The following is a 15,556-nucleotide window of genomic DNA, read 5'->3' as shown; positions in this document are numbered from 1 at the left end:
GACACGGCCGCCGCCGGGCCCCACAGTCACCCCGCCCCGGGCGCCGTACCCGGCCGGTCTCGATACCCCTGATCAGCACCGGCCCCCACCGGCGCTGCGCACAGACTACGGGCGTACCGCAGCGCCCGAGGCGAAAACACCGATGTCCGACCCGAACGGGCACCCCCGGGGGAAGCGGGTGACGCGCGAGGGGCCGCAAGGGGCCCTCGCGCGGCCCGGTGTCACCCCATCCGCCCCTTGGCCTCAGCCCACCCGCCGCGCCCCCGCGGCCGGCACGGCCGTGAAGATCCGGGGCGCCGCGTGACCGGCCTCGCCGAAGGCCTTCTCCACCGCCGCGGCCACCGCGTCGGCCGCGGCGTCCTCCACCAGGACCACGGCGGACCCGCCGAAGCCGCCGCCCGTCATGCGCGCGCCCAGCGCCCCGGCCGCGTTCGCCGCGTCGACCGCGAGGTCCAGCTCGGCGCACGACACCCCAAGGTCGTCCCGGAGCGACGCGTGTCCCTCGGTCAGCACCGCGCCGACCCCGCGCACGTCCCCCGTGTCGAGCAGGGCGATGACCCGCTCCACCCGCCCGTTGTCGGAGACGACGTGCCGGACATAGCGGCGAACCGTTTCGTCGTTCAAACGCCCGAGGGCGTACGGAAGGTGCGCGGCGCTCACGTCACGCAGCGCCCGCACGCCGAGCGCCCGCGCACCGGCCTCGCACCCGGCGCGCCGCTCCGCGTACGCGCCGTCCCCGAGCGCGTGCTTCACGCGGGTGTCGACGACGAGGAGCCGCAGCCCCACCGCCGCGAGGTCGAACGGCACCTGCCGGTACGACAGATCACGGGTGTCCAGGTGCAGCGCGTGCCCCTCGGTGGCGCACGCGGAGGCCATCTGGTCCATCACCCCGCAGGGCACGCCCACGAAGCCGTTCTCGGCGCGCTGTGCGAGCACGGCGAGCGCGGGCCGGGAGAGCCCGAGGCCGAACAGCTCGTCGAGGGCGAGGGCGGTCACGACCTCCAGGGCGGCGGAGGAGGAGAGCCCGGCCCCGGTCGGCACCGTGGAGGCGAGGTGCACATCGGCGCCCCCGACCGCGTGGCCGGCGTCCCGCAGCGCCCAGACGACCCCGGCCGGGTAGGCGGCCCACCCCTCGACGGAGCCGGGGACGAGCGCGGCGAGCTCCACCTGGACGACACCGCCGTCGACGTCGGCGGAGTGCAGCCGCAGCACGCCGTCGTCCCGGCGACGGACCGCGGCGACGGCGGTGTGCGGCAGGGCGAGCGGCAGCACGAAGCCCTCGTTGAAGTCGGTGTACTCCCCGATCAGGTTGACCCGCCCGGGCGCGGCCCAGACCCCGTCGGGAGCCGCCCCGTACAGGGCGGCGAACTCCGCCGCTACCCGCGCCGCCGCCTCCGCCGTGGCCTCGGCGACAGCACCCGGCCCCGTGGCCCGTACGTCCGCGCCCGGCCCCGCGGCCTCGCCCGCCGGAGCCTCGGCGACAGCACTCGCCCTGGCCCGCGCGTCCACGCCCGCCGTGGCCCCGCCCGCCGTGACCTCGGCGACAGCACCCGGCCCCGCCGCCGCGCCCTCAGCCGCACCCGCGGCCGTCGCGTCCCCCGCAGCGGCCCCCGTACCGACGCCCGCCCCGACACCGCTCATCCCCGGCCCTGCTCCTTCTTCCTTGCGAACGCCCAGGCGTCCTCGACGATGGCCGCCAGATCCGGGCGGGACGGAGTCCAGCCGAGCCGCTCGCGGGCGCTCTCGGCGGAGGCGACGAGCACGGCCGGGTCCCCGGCGCGGCGCTCGGCCATGACCTCGGGCACCGGGTGGCCGGTGACCTTGCGGACGGTCTCGACGACCTCCCGCACGGAGAAGCCGTTGCCGTTGCCGAGGTTGCAGATGAGGTGCTCGCCGGGGGTCATCGCGTCGAGGGCCAGCAGGTGGGCCTCGGCGAGGTCGGCGACGTGGATGTAGTCGCGTACGCACGTGCCGTCGGGCGTCGGGTAGTCGTCGCCGTAGACGTTGATCGCCTCGCGCTTGCCCAGGGCCACCTGGAGCACGAGCGGGATCAGGTGGGACTCGGGGTCGTGGCGCTCGCCGCAGTCGCCGTAGGCGCCGGCGACGTTGAAGTAGCGCAGCGAGACGGCGGCGAGGCCGTGGGCGGCGCACTCGCCGGTGATCATGTGGTCGACGGCGAGCTTGGTGGCGCCGTAGGGGTTGGTCGGCGCGGTGGGCGCGGACTCGGTGATCGGCACGGTCTCCGGCTCGCCGTAGGTGGCGGCGGTGGAGGAGAAGACGAGCTTGCGGACGCCCGTCTCGCGCATGGCGGCGATGAGCGCCATGGTGCCGCCGACGTTGTTGTCCCAGTACTTCTCGGGCTTCGCGACGGACTCGCCGACCTGCGAGAAGGCGGCGAAGTGGAGCACGCCGTCGTAGGAGGGGTCCAGGTACCGGGCGGCGTCCTGGATGCGGCCCTCGATGAAGGCCGCCCCGGCGGGCACGCCCTCGCGGAAGCCGGTGGAGAGGTCGTCGAGGACGGTGACCTCGTGTCCCGCCTCCAGGAGGTGGGCGGCGACCGTGCTGCCCACATAGCCGGCTCCACCGGTCACCAGGTACTTGCTCAACTGCTTGCCACCTCTCGGAGTCTGTCGGCCGCGGACTCGGGCGACACGTCGTTCATGAACGCGCCCATGCCGGATTCGGTGCCCGCGAGGTACTTCAGCTTGCCAGAGGCCCGCCGGACGGTGAAAAGCTCCAGGTGCAGCGCGAACGCCTCCCGCTCGGGGTGCGCGGCCGGCGCCTGGTGCCAGGCGGCGATGTAGGGCGTCGGCGGCTGGTCCGTACCGAAGAGGCGGTCGAAGCGGCGCAGCAGCTCCAGGTAGATCCGCGGGAACTCCTCCCGCGCTGCCTCGTCGAGGCGGGTGAGGTCGGTGACCCGGCGGGTGGGGTAGAGGTGCACCTCGTACGGCCAGCGGGCGGCGTACGGGACGAAGGCCACCCAGTGCTCGCCTTCCAGGACCACGCGCTCGCCGGCCCGCTCCCGCTCCAGGACGTCGTCGAAGAGGTTGCGCCCGGTGCGGGCGCGGTGCGCGGCGGCGTTGCGCAGCATGGTGGCGGTGCGGGGGGTGGCGAAGGGGAAGGCGTAGATCTGTCCGTGGGGGTGGGCGAGGGTGACGCCGATCTCGGCGCCCCGGTTCTCGAAGCAGTAGACCTGGGCGACGCCGTCCCGGGCGGAGAGCTCCGCGGTGCGGTCGGTCCAGGCGGCGAGCACGAGCGCGGCCCGCTCCTCGTCGAGGTCGGCGAAGGAGGCGTGGTGGTCGGAGGTGAAGCAGACGACCTCGCACCGGCCGTCGGCGCCGGACAGCGACGGGAAGCGGTTCTCGAAGACGACGACCTCGTAGGAGCCGGCCGGGATCTCGCTTCGCCAGTCGTCGGTGGAGGGGCACAGGGGGCAGGTGTCGGCGGGCGGGTGGTGGATGCGGCCCTGCCGGTGCGAGGCGATGGCGACGTTCTCGTCGAGGAGCGGGTCGTGGCGGATCTCGGAGGCGGAGGTGACGGGTTCGAGCGGCCGGCGGTCGACGGCGTCCCGGACGGTGGCGCCGTCCGCGTCGACGTCGAAGTAGATGAGCTCACGCCCGTCGGCGAGGCGGGTGACGGTCTTCTTCACGGCGGGCTTCACGGCGGGCTTCACGGCGGGCTTCTTCACGGCAGGCGTCTTCACGGCGGGCGGGCCTCTCCTAGCCTCCATCAAACAGAACCACCCATAAAAAACCACAATCAAACATCGAAGGTCAACACGTCCCCACGGACGACCACCCGTTCGTTCCCACGTTCCGACCTCACGCGGAATCACACGGAGGAGTTACGAGCGCTGCGCCGGCACCCGGTCGAGCAGCCCCGTGCGGGCCGCCAGCGCCGCCGCCTCCAGGCGCGAGCCCACGCCCAGCTTCATCAGCACCCGCTGGACGTGCGTGCGCGCCGTGCTCGGCGCGATGGCCATGCCCGCCGCGATCCCCCGCGTGTCCTCGCCCTCCGCCACCCGGACCAGGACCTCCGCCTCGCGCGGGGTGAGCAGCCGCAGCAGCCGCTGCCCCTCGTCGTCCGGCTGCACCGCCGGGTTCAGCAGCTCCGCGAAGGCCCCCTGGACCAGCTGCGGCGCCACCGCCGTCTCGCCCGCCCGCGCCTTCAGCAGGGCCCGCTCCACGCCCTCGATCCGCTCGTCGTGGCGCACGTATCCCGAGGCCCCGGCGGCGAAGGCCGCGGCGATCCCGCGCGGCGAGGGCACCGGGCCGAGCACCACCACCGCCACCTGCGGCCGTTCCCGCTTGATCCGTACGACGGGGTCGAAGGTGCCCGGTTCGGCCGGCGCCGAGGTCCCCAGCAGGCAGACCTCCGGCGCGCGGCTCACCACCAGCTCCGCCGCGCCCGCCACCGGCGCCGCCGCGGCGAGCACCCGGTGCCCGCGCAGCTTCAGCGCCGAGGCCAGCGCCTCCGCGTGCAGTCGGTGGTCGTCGACCACCACGAGCCGAACGCCCATCGGTCCTCCCCCATCTCCGGGCCGGCCTGCCCCCGGCCACCCTGCCCGGCAAGCTACACACTCCCCCGCCCCGCTTTGCCCCAATCGCGCTCGTGGGGCCCCTCCGTGACGGAGGGGCCCCACGAGGAGGTGCCGCGACGACCGGGTCCGGGTCAGCCCGCGGTCGAGAAGGCGACGGCCAGATACTTCTTGAACGTCGAGGACGACTCGTTCCTGCTCTTGCTGAGCAGCAGCTCCGAGATGATCAGCCGCCCGTTCGCGTACCGGTACTCGGCACCGTTCAGGCTGAAGCTGGTCTCCATGTCCCGGGTCGGCCGGTCCGACGGGTTCTCCATCAGCAGCGTCGACTTCATCGTGCCGCCGTCGATGGAGACGACCTGCCCGCCCTTGTCGTAGGGCGGCCACTTGTAGGCGATGATGTTGCCGCCGTCCATGCGCAGCGGCACCAGCTTCCAGCGGTCGCCGGCGTCCGCCTTCTCCGGCACCGGGTTGCCGTTGGCCAGGTCGAAGGCGACGATCTCGTTGGTCTCGTCGCCGTACTCGCCGGTGCTGCCGTCGTGCTCCTCGGTCGGCAGGTACAGCCGGCCGTTGCCGACGAGGGCGCCCGTGCACGCGTCGACCTTGGTGGCGCGGCAGCGCACCGCGTAACGGTCCGCGTCCGCCGTGATCTTCGCCTTGAGCTTGCCGGTCTTCTCGTCGATCGAGAAGAAGTCGGAGACGTTGCTGCCGTCACCGGCGCTGTCGCCGACGTCGGCCGCGACGACCAGCGGCTTGGTGGAGACGACCGACGCGAAGTCGACGCCCGGAGGCATCTTGTACTGCGAGACCGGCGCGCCCGTCGTCGGGTTGAGGTTCTGGATCGTGACCGTCGGGTTGTCGTACGAGCCGCACTTGCGGACCGCGACGAGGCCGCCCTCACCGCCGCCGTAGCCGAGGTCCTCGCAGTTGTTCGCGTTGACCTGCGGCTTCCAGCGCGGGTTGCCGTTGGCCAGGTCGAAGGCGGCGCCGCCGTCCAGGCCGCCGGCCGCGACGGTCTGGCCGTGCAGGGTGACCTCGGCGAAGGCCACCTTCTTGTCGCCGGCCGTGCCGCCCTTGAGGGAGGTCGACCACACCAGCTTGCCGGTGGTGAGGTCGAGCAGGCCGACCTCGGTGCACGGCTGGTAGTAGCGCGGCGCGACGCGCTTGGTCGCCTCGAAGAGGATCGGCACCTTGTGGTCGGCCGTCGTGTGGCGCGAGGCGCCGCAGACCTGACCGGTCAGCGGCAGGGTCCACAGGACCGTGCCCTTGTCCAGGTCGTAGGCGACGACCGAGTCGATGCCGGGCTTCACGAAGGCCTTGTCGGTGATCCAGGAGCCGGTGACGTCGGTGACGTCGGGGACGACCGGCGTCGGCAGGTGGAAGGCCAGCTTGGACTTGGTGTTCGCCGGCACCTTCTCCTTGCCTCCCCCGCCGAGGCCGCCCGCCCCGCCGTCCTTGCCGCCGGTGGCGGCGCCGGAGCTGCCCTTGGCCTCGGTGCCCTCGTCACCGCCGCCGTAGTTCGCGTACAGCAGGCCGCCGCCGATCAGCAGCACGACGGCCACCGCCGCCGCGATGACGATCTGCAGCTGCGCCGACAGCTTCCTGCCGCCGCCGGGGGCCGGCGGGGGCGTCTGCTGGTACTGCGGCGGGTACGGCCCCGGCTGGGCCGGGTAGCCGTACTGCTGCTGCATGGGCTGCGTGGGCGGCTGCTGCGGATAGCCGTACGGGCCCGGCTGGGCGGGCGGCTGCGCGGGCGGCGGGACCGGCTGCTGCTGCGGGTAGCCGTACGGCGGCTGGGCCGGCGGCTGGGCGGGCGGCTGCGGCGGGGGCGTCGGCGCGCCGAACCCGCCCTGGGGGTCCCCCCAGCCCGAAGAGCCGGGGGGCGGGTCCTGCGGCGCGCCGAAGCCGCCGGGGGGAGGCCCCGGGGGCTGGTTCGGCGGGGGCGGCGGCTGGGTCATGACGTGGGTACCTCGAAGGAGTCGGGGAGCGGACGGGACGGGCGGGGCGTCACTTGCCGTAGGCCATCATCGTCTTGGTCTCCATCTCCGCCTTGTCGTTGGAGGCGGAGACCCGGCCGGCCGCGATCACGAACGTGCCGTTGGCGTACGCGTAGCCGGCGTCGAAGAAGGAGCTCTCGAGCGAGGACTGCTCCGCCTGGTGCTGGAGCAGCACCTTGGGCGCGCCGCCCGTCGGGGCGAGGGTCGCGACCTGGCCGCCCGCGTCGTAGCGCGGTTCCACGTAGAGCAGGACCTCGGAGCCCTCCATGCGCAGCGGCGACATCTGCTGCTCACCGGGCGCCTTGGAGCGCCACTTGGCCTTGCCGGTGTTCAGGTCGAAGGCGATGACCTCGTTCGGGGTGCCGTAGGAGGTCTCGGTCGCCATGTAGAAGGTGTTGGCGTCGGCGGCGACTCCGGTGCAGCCCTGGAGGTTCTTGCCGAAGATGACGAAGGTGCCGCCGCACTTGGGGGCGAACTTGTCGTTGCCGCCCTGGATCTGCGAGCGCTCCTTGCCGTCGGCCGTGAGCGAGAAGATCGCCCACTTCTTCTCCTCGCGCTGGGTGGCGGAGACGACGATCGGGTCGACCGAGTAGACCTTGTCGACCTCCCAGCCGGTCTGCAGCTTGAAGGACCACTTGGGCCGGCCCGTGTTCGGGTCGACCTCGCTGACCGCGTGCGACTCCTTCTTGACGTCGCCGGAGGGGCACTTGGAGGCGGCGATCAGCTTGCTGCCGCCCGCGTACGCGTACGGCTTGCAGCCGCTGGTGGGTCCGGTGAACAGCTGCCGGCCGTCGGCGAGCGAGAAGCCGTAGGCGGAGCTGGAGCCCGACGCGGTCACCGTGTTGCCGCTGATGGCGAGGGTGTTGTCGGAGAAGGCGAAGAGGCCGGTCGGCTTGGGGATCGCCTTCGTCCAGCCCTTCTTGCCGGTCTTGAGGTCGACCTGCTGCATCTGGAGGCACTTGGCGCGGTCGCCGGCGCTGTCCTTGTAGCCGAAGACCATGACGCCGGTGGCGGACGGCTCCGGCGGGGCGGCGCACAGCTCGAAGGGCACGTCGATGTGCCACTTGGGGGAGCCGTCGGCGAGGCTGTAGCCGTCGATGCCCTTGTACATGGCCTTGACGACGGTGTCGCCGACGATCCACGGCCCGTAGACGTCGGCGCCGTTCTTCGGCAGGTCGACGTTGTTCTTGAGCATCCAGTTGATCTTGGCTTCGCCGTCCTTGCGGCCGTCGTTCAGCCCCTTCTCGCCGTTCTCGCCGTCGCCGCTGCCGTCGCCCTTGTCGACGGACTCGGTCGGCTCCGGCAGGGAGGACGAGGAGGAGGACGGGCCCGCGATCGGCTCCTTCTCACCGTCGCCGTCGCCGAACGCGAGCCACGCGCCGCCGCCGATGACGAGCAGCGCGGCGGCGGCCGCGGCCACGATGACGCCGGGCTTGCCCTTGAAGGGGTTCTTGCCGCCGGGCGGCGGGCCCTGCATCGGGCCGGTCGGGTAGCCGCCGTAGGGATTCGGCTGCTGGCCGTACGGGCCGGGCTGCTGGCCGTAGGGACCCGGCTGCTGCTGGTACGGGCCGGGCTGCTGCGGGTAGCCGTACGGGCCGGGCTGCGCGGGCGCCTGCTGCGGATAGCCGTACGGGCCCGGCTGGGCGGGCGGCGGCGTCTGCGGGGCGCCCTGCGGCGGGGCGGGCGGCGCCGGCGGCGTCTGGGGCGGCATCGGCGGGACCGGCGGCATGTTCTGCCCCGGGTTCTGGCCGGGGTGCTGACCCGGGTTCTGGTTCGGGTCCGGAGCGCCGAAGCCCCCCGGCACCGGCGGCTGGTTGCTGGGCGGCTGGGTCATCAGCGCTTCCCCCTTGATGTGAGCGGGTTTTCTTTCTACCACTCACCGGGTGGCGCAAAAGCGACCGGTCCGTCCCTTGTTCCCAAGGGAGGACCGGCCCGTGATGCCGTCGTTACGCGTCCTCTACGACTTCTCTACGCGTCCTCGGCCAGCTCCAGCCAGCGCATCTCCAACTCCTCGCGTTCACCCGCGAGTTCCCTCAGCTCCGCGTCCAGTTTGGCCACCTTCTCGAAGTCCGTGGCGTTTTCGGCGATCTGGGCGTGCAGCCTGGCCTCCTTGTCGGAGATCTTGTCGAGCTGCCGCTCGACCTTCTGCAGCTCCTTCTTCGCCGCGCGCGCGTCGGCGGCGGACAGGCCGGGCTTCTCCTTGGCCGGGGCGGCGGCAGGCGCCGGGACGGCGGCCTCGATCATCTTCTGACGCCGCTCCAGGTACTCGTCGATGCCGCGCGGCAGCATCCGCAGCGTCCGGTCGCCGAGCAGCGCGAAGGTGCGGTCGGTGGTGCGCTCCAGGAAGAACCGGTCGTGGGAGATGACGACCATCGAGCCGGGCCAGCCGTCGAGCAGGTCCTCCAGCTGGGTCAGGGTCTCGATGTCGAGGTCGTTGGTCGGCTCGTCGAGGAAGAGGACGTTGGGCTCGTCCATGAGCAGGCGCAGCAGCTGGAGCCGGCGCCGCTCGCCGCCGGACAGGTCGCCGACGGGCGTCCACTGCTTCTCCTTGCCGAAGCCGAACTGCTCGCACAGCTGGCCGGCGGTCATCTCGCGGCCCTTGCCGAGGTCGACCCGGTCGCGGATCTGCTGCACGGCCTCCAGGACGCGCAGTTCGGCGGGGAGTTCGGTGACGTCCTGGGAGAGGTAGGCGAGCCGTACGGTCTTGCCGACCGTGATCCGGCCCGCGGCGGGCTGCGCCTCGCCGTCGGTGCGGGCGGCGTCGGCGAGGGCGCGCAGCAGCGAGGTCTTGCCGGCGCCGTTGACGCCGACCAGGCCGATGCGGTCGCCGGGGCCGAGCTGCCAGGTCAGGTGCTGGAGCAGCGTCTTGGGTCCGGCGGTGACGGTGACGTCCTCGAGGTCGAAGACGGTCTTGCCGAGCCGGGCGTTCGCGAACTTCATCAGCTCGGTGGAGTCGCGGGGCGCGGGCACGTCCGCGATGAGGGCGTTGGCGGCCTCGATGCGGAAGCGGGGCTTGGAGGTACGGGCGGGGGCGCCGCGGCGCAGCCAGGCGAGCTCCTTGCGGACCAGGTTCTGCCGCTTGACCTCCTCGGTGGCGGCGATCCGCTCGCGCTCGGCGCGGGCGAAGACGTAGTCGGAGTAGCCGCCCTCGTACTCGTAGACGTCGCCCCGCTGCACGTCCCACATGCGGGTGCAGACCTGGTCGAGGAACCAGCGGTCGTGGGTGACGCAGACGAGGGCGGAACGGCGGTTCTGGAGGTGCCGGGCGAGCCAGGCGATGCCCTCGACGTCGAGGTGGTTGGTGGGCTCGTCGAGGACGATCAGGTCCTGGTCCTCGATGAGCAGCTTGGCGAGCGCGATGCGCCGCCGCTCGCCACCGGACAGCGGGCCGATGACCGTGTCCAGGCCCTTGTCGAAGCCGGGCAGGTCGAGCCCGCCGAAGAGCCCGGTGAGCACGTCGCGGATCTTGGCGCTGCCGGCCCACTCGTGGTCGGCCATGACGCCGATGACCTCGTGCCGGATGGTCGCCTCGGGGTCGAGCGAGTCGTGCTGGGTCAGCACGCCGAGCCGCAGCCCGCCGCTGTGCGTGACCCGCCCGCTGTCGGCCTCCTCCAGCTTGGCGAGCATCCGGATGAGGGTGGTCTTGCCGTCGCCGTTGCGGCCGACGACCCCGATCCGGTCCCCTTCGGAGACGCCGAGGGAGACCCCGTCGAGCAGGGCACGGGTGCCGTACACCTTGCTGACGGACTCGACATTGACCAGGTTGACGGCCATTTCACTCCTGTACGGGGGGATGGATCGAGGTCCAGGGTAGACGGCGGCCCCAAACGTGTGGCGAGGTCACTCTTTGTGATGACCTGATCGGGATCCGGCGGCTACCGTGGACGGCAGGCAGAAGAATCCCGTCCATGGGAGGAACCATGACCGCCGAGCCGACGACCAGGCCGACCACCGAGTCGGCTCCCGAATGGCCGGTGCCGCCTCGCGAGGGCTGGACGGTGGACGACCTGGACACCCTGCCCGGCCTCCCGCCGCACACCGAGTTGATCGACGGGAGCCTGGTCTTTGTGAGTCCGCAGCGCCGTTTCCACAACATCATGATCCGCCTGCTGACAAATGGGCTGGCTTCCGCCGCTCCGGCGACGCACAGGGTCTACAACGAGATGACGGTGGTCATCGACCGCAGCAACGGCCCCGAGCCCGATGTCCTCGTGGTCCGCAGGGAAGCCGTCAAGGGCCTCCGGCAGACCTCTTATCCGGTTGCCGACGTCGTCCTGGCCGTCGAGGTCGTCTCCCCCGACTCCGAGTCCCGCGACCGGGACACCAAGCCGCACAAGTACGCGGCGGCGGGCATCGAGCACTTCTGGCTGGTCGAGATGGAGGGCGACGACGACCACCCGGTCGTACGGGTCTACGAGCGTGACCCTGTCACCAAGGCGTACACCTGCACCGGCGTGCACCGCGAGCGGCTGAAGCTCTCGGTCCCCTTCGACATCGACATCGACCTCACCCGGATCGACGAGATGTAGGCCGTTCCACCAGCAGCCAGCCGACGAGGGTCATCGCCACCGCGACCGGAGCGGTGATCCGCACCGCGATCAGGGTGGCCGTGTGGCCTTCCAGGAGGCCGCCGAGGCCCGTCATCGACAGGCCGAGGACGCCCAGCAGGGCCAGGGTGATGCCGAGGGCCGCGGGGAGCCCCGAGCCGCCGCCGGCGCGGCGGGCCGTCGACGGGGACGGGGCCTCGAAGCGGCGGAAGAGGGCCACCAGCAGGGCCGTGAGGGCCGCCGCGGCGAGCAGCCGGGCGGGGAGCCAGGCCCACCAGGCGGCCGTCGCGGGCTCCGGCAGCGGGACGCCGGCGGCGAGCAGCGCCCCGTACACGCCCAGCATGGCCGTCAGGTGCCACAGGAACGCGGTCATCGCGATTCCGTTGGCGGCGACCACCGCCCGCCAGACCCGGGCGCGGGCCACCAGCCGGGTCCCCGGCCCCTTCAGGAGCTCGACCGCGCCGACCAGCCACAGGCCGTGGCAGAGCAGGGCGAGGGTCGGCGGCGCCATGTTGGAGACCTTCTCGCCCGGCATGCCGACCATGGACAGCGGATACGGCCCGAGGGCGACGAGCGCCGCCGCGCCGAGCAGTCCGCCCGCCGCGAGCAGGGCGGGGCGGCGGATCATGCCGTCGGCGCGCAGGTAGCCGAGCTGGTGGACGGCCAGCCAGACGAGGGCGAAGTTCAGGAACTCGACGTACGGCACCCCGGCCGCGAACCGCAGCGCGTCCACGGCGACCGCGCCCGCGACGAGCGCGGCGAACGCGCCCCAGCCGTACCGCTCGTGCAGCCTCAGCAGCGGCGGCGTGAGGGCGGCCATGGCGAGGTAGATGCCGATGAACCACAGCGGCTGGGTGACGAGCCGCAGCGCGACCCCCGTCAGGCCCCCGTCCGCGCCGAGCAGCTGCACGGCGAGCGCGAGCGCGCCCCACACGCCGATGAAGACCATCGTGGGGCGCAGCAGCCGCTGCAGCCTGGCCCGCAGGAAGTCCGCGTATCCGGGCCGCGAGCGGTGCGCGAGGGCGTGCGAGAAGCCGCCGACGAAGAAGAAGACCGGCATGACCTGGAGGGCCCAGGTGAGGATCTGCAGGCCGGGGACGACGGCGAGCAGGTTGCCGACCCGTCCGTCGGCGGTGACGGCGGCCATCAGCCAGTGGCCGAGGACGACGACCGCGAGCGAGGCGACCCGCAGCAGGTCGACGTAGCGGTCACGGGTGGCGGGGGTGGCCTCGGCGAGTTCCCGCGCGCCGAGGCGGCCGGCGACGCGGACGTCCGGGCGCGTGCCGACGCGGGTGGCCGGCCGACTGCCGGCGCGGCTGCTGTCACGGCTGCTGATTCCCATGCCCGTACGGTCGCCCGGGGTGCCGGGCCGCCGTCAGGGCGCACGTACTCAACCGGCGCATGAGTACGTGCCAACCGGCCCCAAGTCCTCGGCCGCGCGGGCGAACCCCCGGCCCCGGCTGCCGGCCCGCCCAGCTGACGATCCGTCATGTTCTTCTCGTGTCCCGACCCACCGAGGAGAGCCCCATGACCACCGGACCCACGACCACCAGAGCCCTTCCCCGACCCGTCGCCCGCGGCCCGCGCCTCTCGCGCCTGGCCACCGCCGTCGCGGCCGCCACCGCCCTCACCCTGCTCGCCGCCGGCCCCGCCTCCGCCGGTGACCCGACCGTCACCGACCCGCGCGTCGTGGCCCACTTCGACTTCGCGCAGGGCCACACACCGGAGAACATCGCGCTCGAACCGGACGGTTCCGCGAACATCACCTGGGCCTTCGCCCGGAAGGTGGTCCGCGTCGACAGGCAGGGCGGCGTGACGGAACTGGCGGAGCTGCCGGAGGTGGCGAACCCGCAGACACCGAACATCGGCGCGGCCGTGGTGCTCGGCATCGCCCGCGCCCTCGACGGCACCCTGTACGTCACGTACGCCACCGGCCGCGAGGAGACGGGCATCTGGCGGATCCCGGCCGGCGGCGGCACGCCGGAGCAGATCGGTTTCTTCCCCGCGGGCGCCATGCCCAACGGCCTCGCCTTCGACGAGGAGTGCGGCACGCTCTACACCGCCGACTCCGCGCTCGGCCGGGTGTGGAGCCTCCCGGTGACCGGTGGCTCGCCCACGGCCTGGGCCACCGGTCCCGCGCTCGAGGCGACCGACGCCCTCCCCTTCGGGGCCAACGGCCTCAAGGTCCACGACGGTGCCGTCTGGGTGTCCAACACCGCACGCGGCACCCTGCTGCGCATCCCGGTGAAGCCGGACGGGTCGGCGGGCCCGATCGAGACGCGGGCGAGCGGGCTCGACTTCATCGACGACTTCGCCTTCACCAGGCACGGCGACACGGTCCTCGCCGCGCTGATCGAGAGCAACAGGCTGGAGCTCGTACGGCCCGACGGCACCCACAAGACCGTGCTCACCGAGGCCGACGGGCTCGACAACCCGACCTCCGTGGCGGTGGGCGGCAAGACCGTCTACGTGAACAGCGCGGCCTTCTTCAACACGGTGGACCCGGACCCGAACCTGCTCCTGGCCACGTTGAAGAGGAAGTAGTACCGGGGAACTAGGAGACGACCGTCGCCCCGGCCGCCGGGGAGGTCGCCACGCGGGCCGTCCGGCAGGTGCCGGAGGCGACGAGGGCCGCGGCGACCGTCTCGGCGGCCTCCGCGTCCTTCACCAGGAACGCGGTCGTCGGGCCGGAGCCCGAGACCAGCGAGGCCAGCGCGCCCGCCTCCGTACCGGCCGCCAGGGTCGCGGCGAGGGACGGGCGCAGGGACACGGCGGCGGGCTGGAGGTCGTTGGCGAGGGCGCCCGCGAGCGCGGTGGCGTCGCCGGTGCGCAGGGCGTCGAGCAGTGCCGGGGAGGCGACCGGCTCGGGCACGTCCACACCCTCGGTGAGGCGGTCGAACTCGCCGTACACGGCCGGGGTGGAAAGGCCGCCGTCCGCGACCGCGAACACCCAGTGGAAGGCGCCGCCGACCGGCAGACCGGTCAGCCGCTCGCCCCGCCCGACGCCGAGGGCGGCGCCGCCGACCAGGCTGAACGGCACGTCGGAGCCGAGCTCGGCGCAGATCTCCAGGAGTTCGGCGCGCGAGGAGTCGAGGCCCCACAGCGCGTCGCAGGCGAGCAGGGCGCCGGCGCCGTCGGCGCTGCCGCCGGCCATGCCGCCGGCGACCGGGATGTCCTTGGCGATGTGGAGGTGGACGTCGGGGGCGATGCCGTGGCGGGCGGCGAGCAGTTCGGCGGCCCGCGCGGCCAGGTTGGTGCGGTCGAGCGGCACCTTGTCGGCGTCGGGCCCCTCGCAGGTGACCGTGAGGGTCCCGGCGGGGGTGGCGGTGACCTCGTCGTACAGGGAGACGGCGAGGAAGACGTTGGCCAGGTCGTGGAAGCCGTCCGGGCGGGCGGCGCCGACCGCGAGCTGCACGTTGACCTTGGCAGGGACCCGTACGGTGACGCTCACGCCTCCGCCTCCTTCTTCTCCGGCCCGTTCGCCGGCTTGCTCTCCGGCCCGCCCTTCGGCTTGCTCTCCGGCCCGTTCGCCGGCTTGTTCTCGGCGATCCGGGCGAACTCCTCGACCGTGAGCGACTCGCCGCGCGCCTGCGGCGAGACCCCGGCCGCGACCAGGGCCGTCTCCGCGGCGGCGGGCGAACCGGCCCAGCCCGCGAGGGCCGCACGCAGGGTCTTGCGGCGCTGCGCGAAGGCCGCGTCGACGACCGCGAAGACCTCCTGCCGGGAGGCGGTCGTGGCGATCGGCTCGGTGCGCCGCACCAGGGAGACGAGACCGGAGTCGACGTTGGGCGCGGGCCAGAACACGTTCCGGCCGATGGCGCCGGCCCGCTTGACCTCCGCGTACCAGTTGGCCTTCACCGACGGCACGCCGTACACCTTGTTGCCCGGCCGGGCGGCGAGCCGGTCGGCGACCTCGGCCTGCACCATGACCAGCGTGCGCTCGATGCTCGGGAAGCGTTCGAGCATGTGCAGCAGGACCGGGACGGCGACGTTGTACGGCAGGTTGGCCACCAGGGCCGTCGGCGCCGGGCCCGGGAGCTCCTGGACGTGCATGGCGTCGGAGTGGACCAGCGCGAAGCGGTCCTTCTTCTCCGGCATCCGCGCGGCGATGGTGGCGGGCAGCGCCGCGGCGAGGATGTCGTCGATCTCCACGGCCGTGACCCGGTCCGCTGCCTCCAGGAGCGCGAGGGTCAGGGAGCCGAGCCCGGGGCCCACCTCCACGACCACGTCGTCGGGGCGCACCTCGGCCGTGCGGACGATCCGCCGCACGGTGTTGGCGTCGATGACGAAGTTCTGGCCCTTCTGCTTCGTGGGACGGACGCCGAGGGCGGCGGCCAGCTCACGGATGTCGGCGGGGCCGAGGAGGGCGTCGGGGCTGTCGGGGCCGGTGGTGGTGCTCACCGGTACAGCCTACGGGGCACCGCCGGGGCCGACCTACGCGTCGCCGGTCCGGCCGGCCGCCCGTGCGTCGCCGG

Annotated in this window: 12 protein-coding genes; 2 read left to right on the top strand and 10 right to left on the bottom strand. The window is 73.1% G+C overall.

What is annotated here, in order from left to right; translation table 11 throughout:
* Positions 1-243: 243 nt before the first annotated feature.
* From galK to ABTZ91_RS21715, 7 genes are all read right to left on the bottom strand, one after another.
* Positions 244-1,641 carry a galactokinase gene (gene galK, locus ABTZ91_RS21745; protein WP_352078835.1) on the bottom strand — a complete coding sequence of 466 codons (1,398 nt, stop codon included), beginning with the start codon at positions 1,639-1,641 and terminating at the stop codon, positions 244-246.
* Positions 1,638-2,606 (bottom strand): UDP-glucose 4-epimerase GalE, encoded by a 969-nt coding sequence (galE, locus tag ABTZ91_RS21740; protein ID WP_352078834.1) that lies wholly within the window; start codon positions 2,604-2,606, stop codon positions 1,638-1,640. The genes galK and galE overlap by 4 nt, the downstream gene beginning before the upstream one ends.
* On the bottom strand, positions 2,603-3,649 hold the full coding sequence (galT, locus tag ABTZ91_RS21735; RefSeq protein ID WP_352078930.1) for a galactose-1-phosphate uridylyltransferase: 1,047 nt from the start codon (positions 3,647-3,649) through the stop codon (positions 2,603-2,605). Before galT ends, galE begins: the two co-directional genes overlap by 4 nt.
* A gap of 195 nt (positions 3,650-3,844) precedes the next feature.
* Positions 3,845-4,519, bottom strand: a complete 675-nt coding sequence (locus ABTZ91_RS21730) for a response regulator transcription factor (protein ID WP_352078833.1) — start codon at positions 4,517-4,519, stop codon at positions 3,845-3,847.
* A 152-nt stretch (positions 4,520-4,671) separates the two neighbouring features.
* Positions 4,672-6,495, bottom strand: coding sequence for a PQQ-binding-like beta-propeller repeat protein (locus ABTZ91_RS21725; protein WP_352078832.1), 1,824 nt, complete (start codon positions 6,493-6,495; stop codon positions 4,672-4,674).
* Positions 6,496-6,544: 49 nt separating this feature from the next.
* Positions 6,545-8,368: a PQQ-binding-like beta-propeller repeat protein gene (locus ABTZ91_RS21720; RefSeq protein ID WP_352078831.1), complete on the bottom strand. Its 1,824-nt coding sequence runs from the start codon at positions 8,366-8,368 to the stop codon at positions 6,545-6,547.
* 134 nt (positions 8,369-8,502) lie between these two features.
* Complete coding sequence (locus ABTZ91_RS21715) at positions 8,503-10,308, bottom strand: ABC-F family ATP-binding cassette domain-containing protein (RefSeq protein WP_352078830.1); 1,806 nt, start codon at positions 10,306-10,308, stop codon at positions 8,503-8,505.
* A 134-nt stretch (positions 10,309-10,442) separates the two neighbouring features.
* Here ABTZ91_RS21715 and ABTZ91_RS21710 point away from each other — a divergent pair, with 134 nt between their 5' ends.
* Positions 10,443-11,063 (top strand): Uma2 family endonuclease, encoded by a 621-nt coding sequence (locus ABTZ91_RS21710; protein ID WP_407078004.1) that lies wholly within the window; start codon positions 10,443-10,445, stop codon positions 11,061-11,063.
* On the opposite strand, the gene ABTZ91_RS21705 is transcribed toward ABTZ91_RS21710, so the two are convergent.
* Entirely contained in the window at positions 11,041-12,423 is a 1,383-nt protein-coding gene (locus ABTZ91_RS21705; protein ID WP_352078829.1) for an acyltransferase, read from the bottom strand. The two genes, ABTZ91_RS21710 and ABTZ91_RS21705, sit on opposite strands and share 23 nt — an antisense overlap.
* Positions 12,424-12,608: 185 nt before the next feature.
* Here ABTZ91_RS21705 and ABTZ91_RS21700 point away from each other — a divergent pair, with 185 nt between their 5' ends.
* Positions 12,609-13,625 (top strand): hypothetical protein, encoded by a 1,017-nt coding sequence (locus tag ABTZ91_RS21700; RefSeq protein ID WP_352078828.1) that lies wholly within the window; start codon positions 12,609-12,611, stop codon positions 13,623-13,625.
* 10 nt (positions 13,626-13,635) lie between these two features.
* Here the strand turns inward: ABTZ91_RS21700 and ABTZ91_RS21695 are convergent, their stop codons facing one another.
* Both ABTZ91_RS21695 and rsmA read right to left on the bottom strand, forming a co-directional pair.
* Positions 13,636-14,532, bottom strand: a complete 897-nt coding sequence (locus ABTZ91_RS21695; RefSeq protein WP_352078827.1) for a 4-(cytidine 5'-diphospho)-2-C-methyl-D-erythritol kinase — start codon at positions 14,530-14,532, stop codon at positions 13,636-13,638.
* Positions 14,529-15,482: a 16S rRNA (adenine(1518)-N(6)/adenine(1519)-N(6))-dimethyltransferase RsmA gene (rsmA, locus tag ABTZ91_RS21690; protein WP_352078826.1), complete on the bottom strand. Its 954-nt coding sequence runs from the start codon at positions 15,480-15,482 to the stop codon at positions 14,529-14,531. The genes ABTZ91_RS21695 and rsmA overlap by 4 nt, the downstream gene beginning before the upstream one ends.
* Between the last annotated feature and the right edge of the window lie 74 nt (positions 15,483-15,556).

The sequence above is a fragment of the Streptomyces sp. NPDC126499 genome (assembly GCF_040302485.1).
Taxonomy (GTDB): Bacteria; Actinomycetota; Actinomycetes; order Streptomycetales; family Streptomycetaceae; genus Streptomyces.
This window is presented reverse-complemented; position numbering and strand designations above follow the sequence as displayed.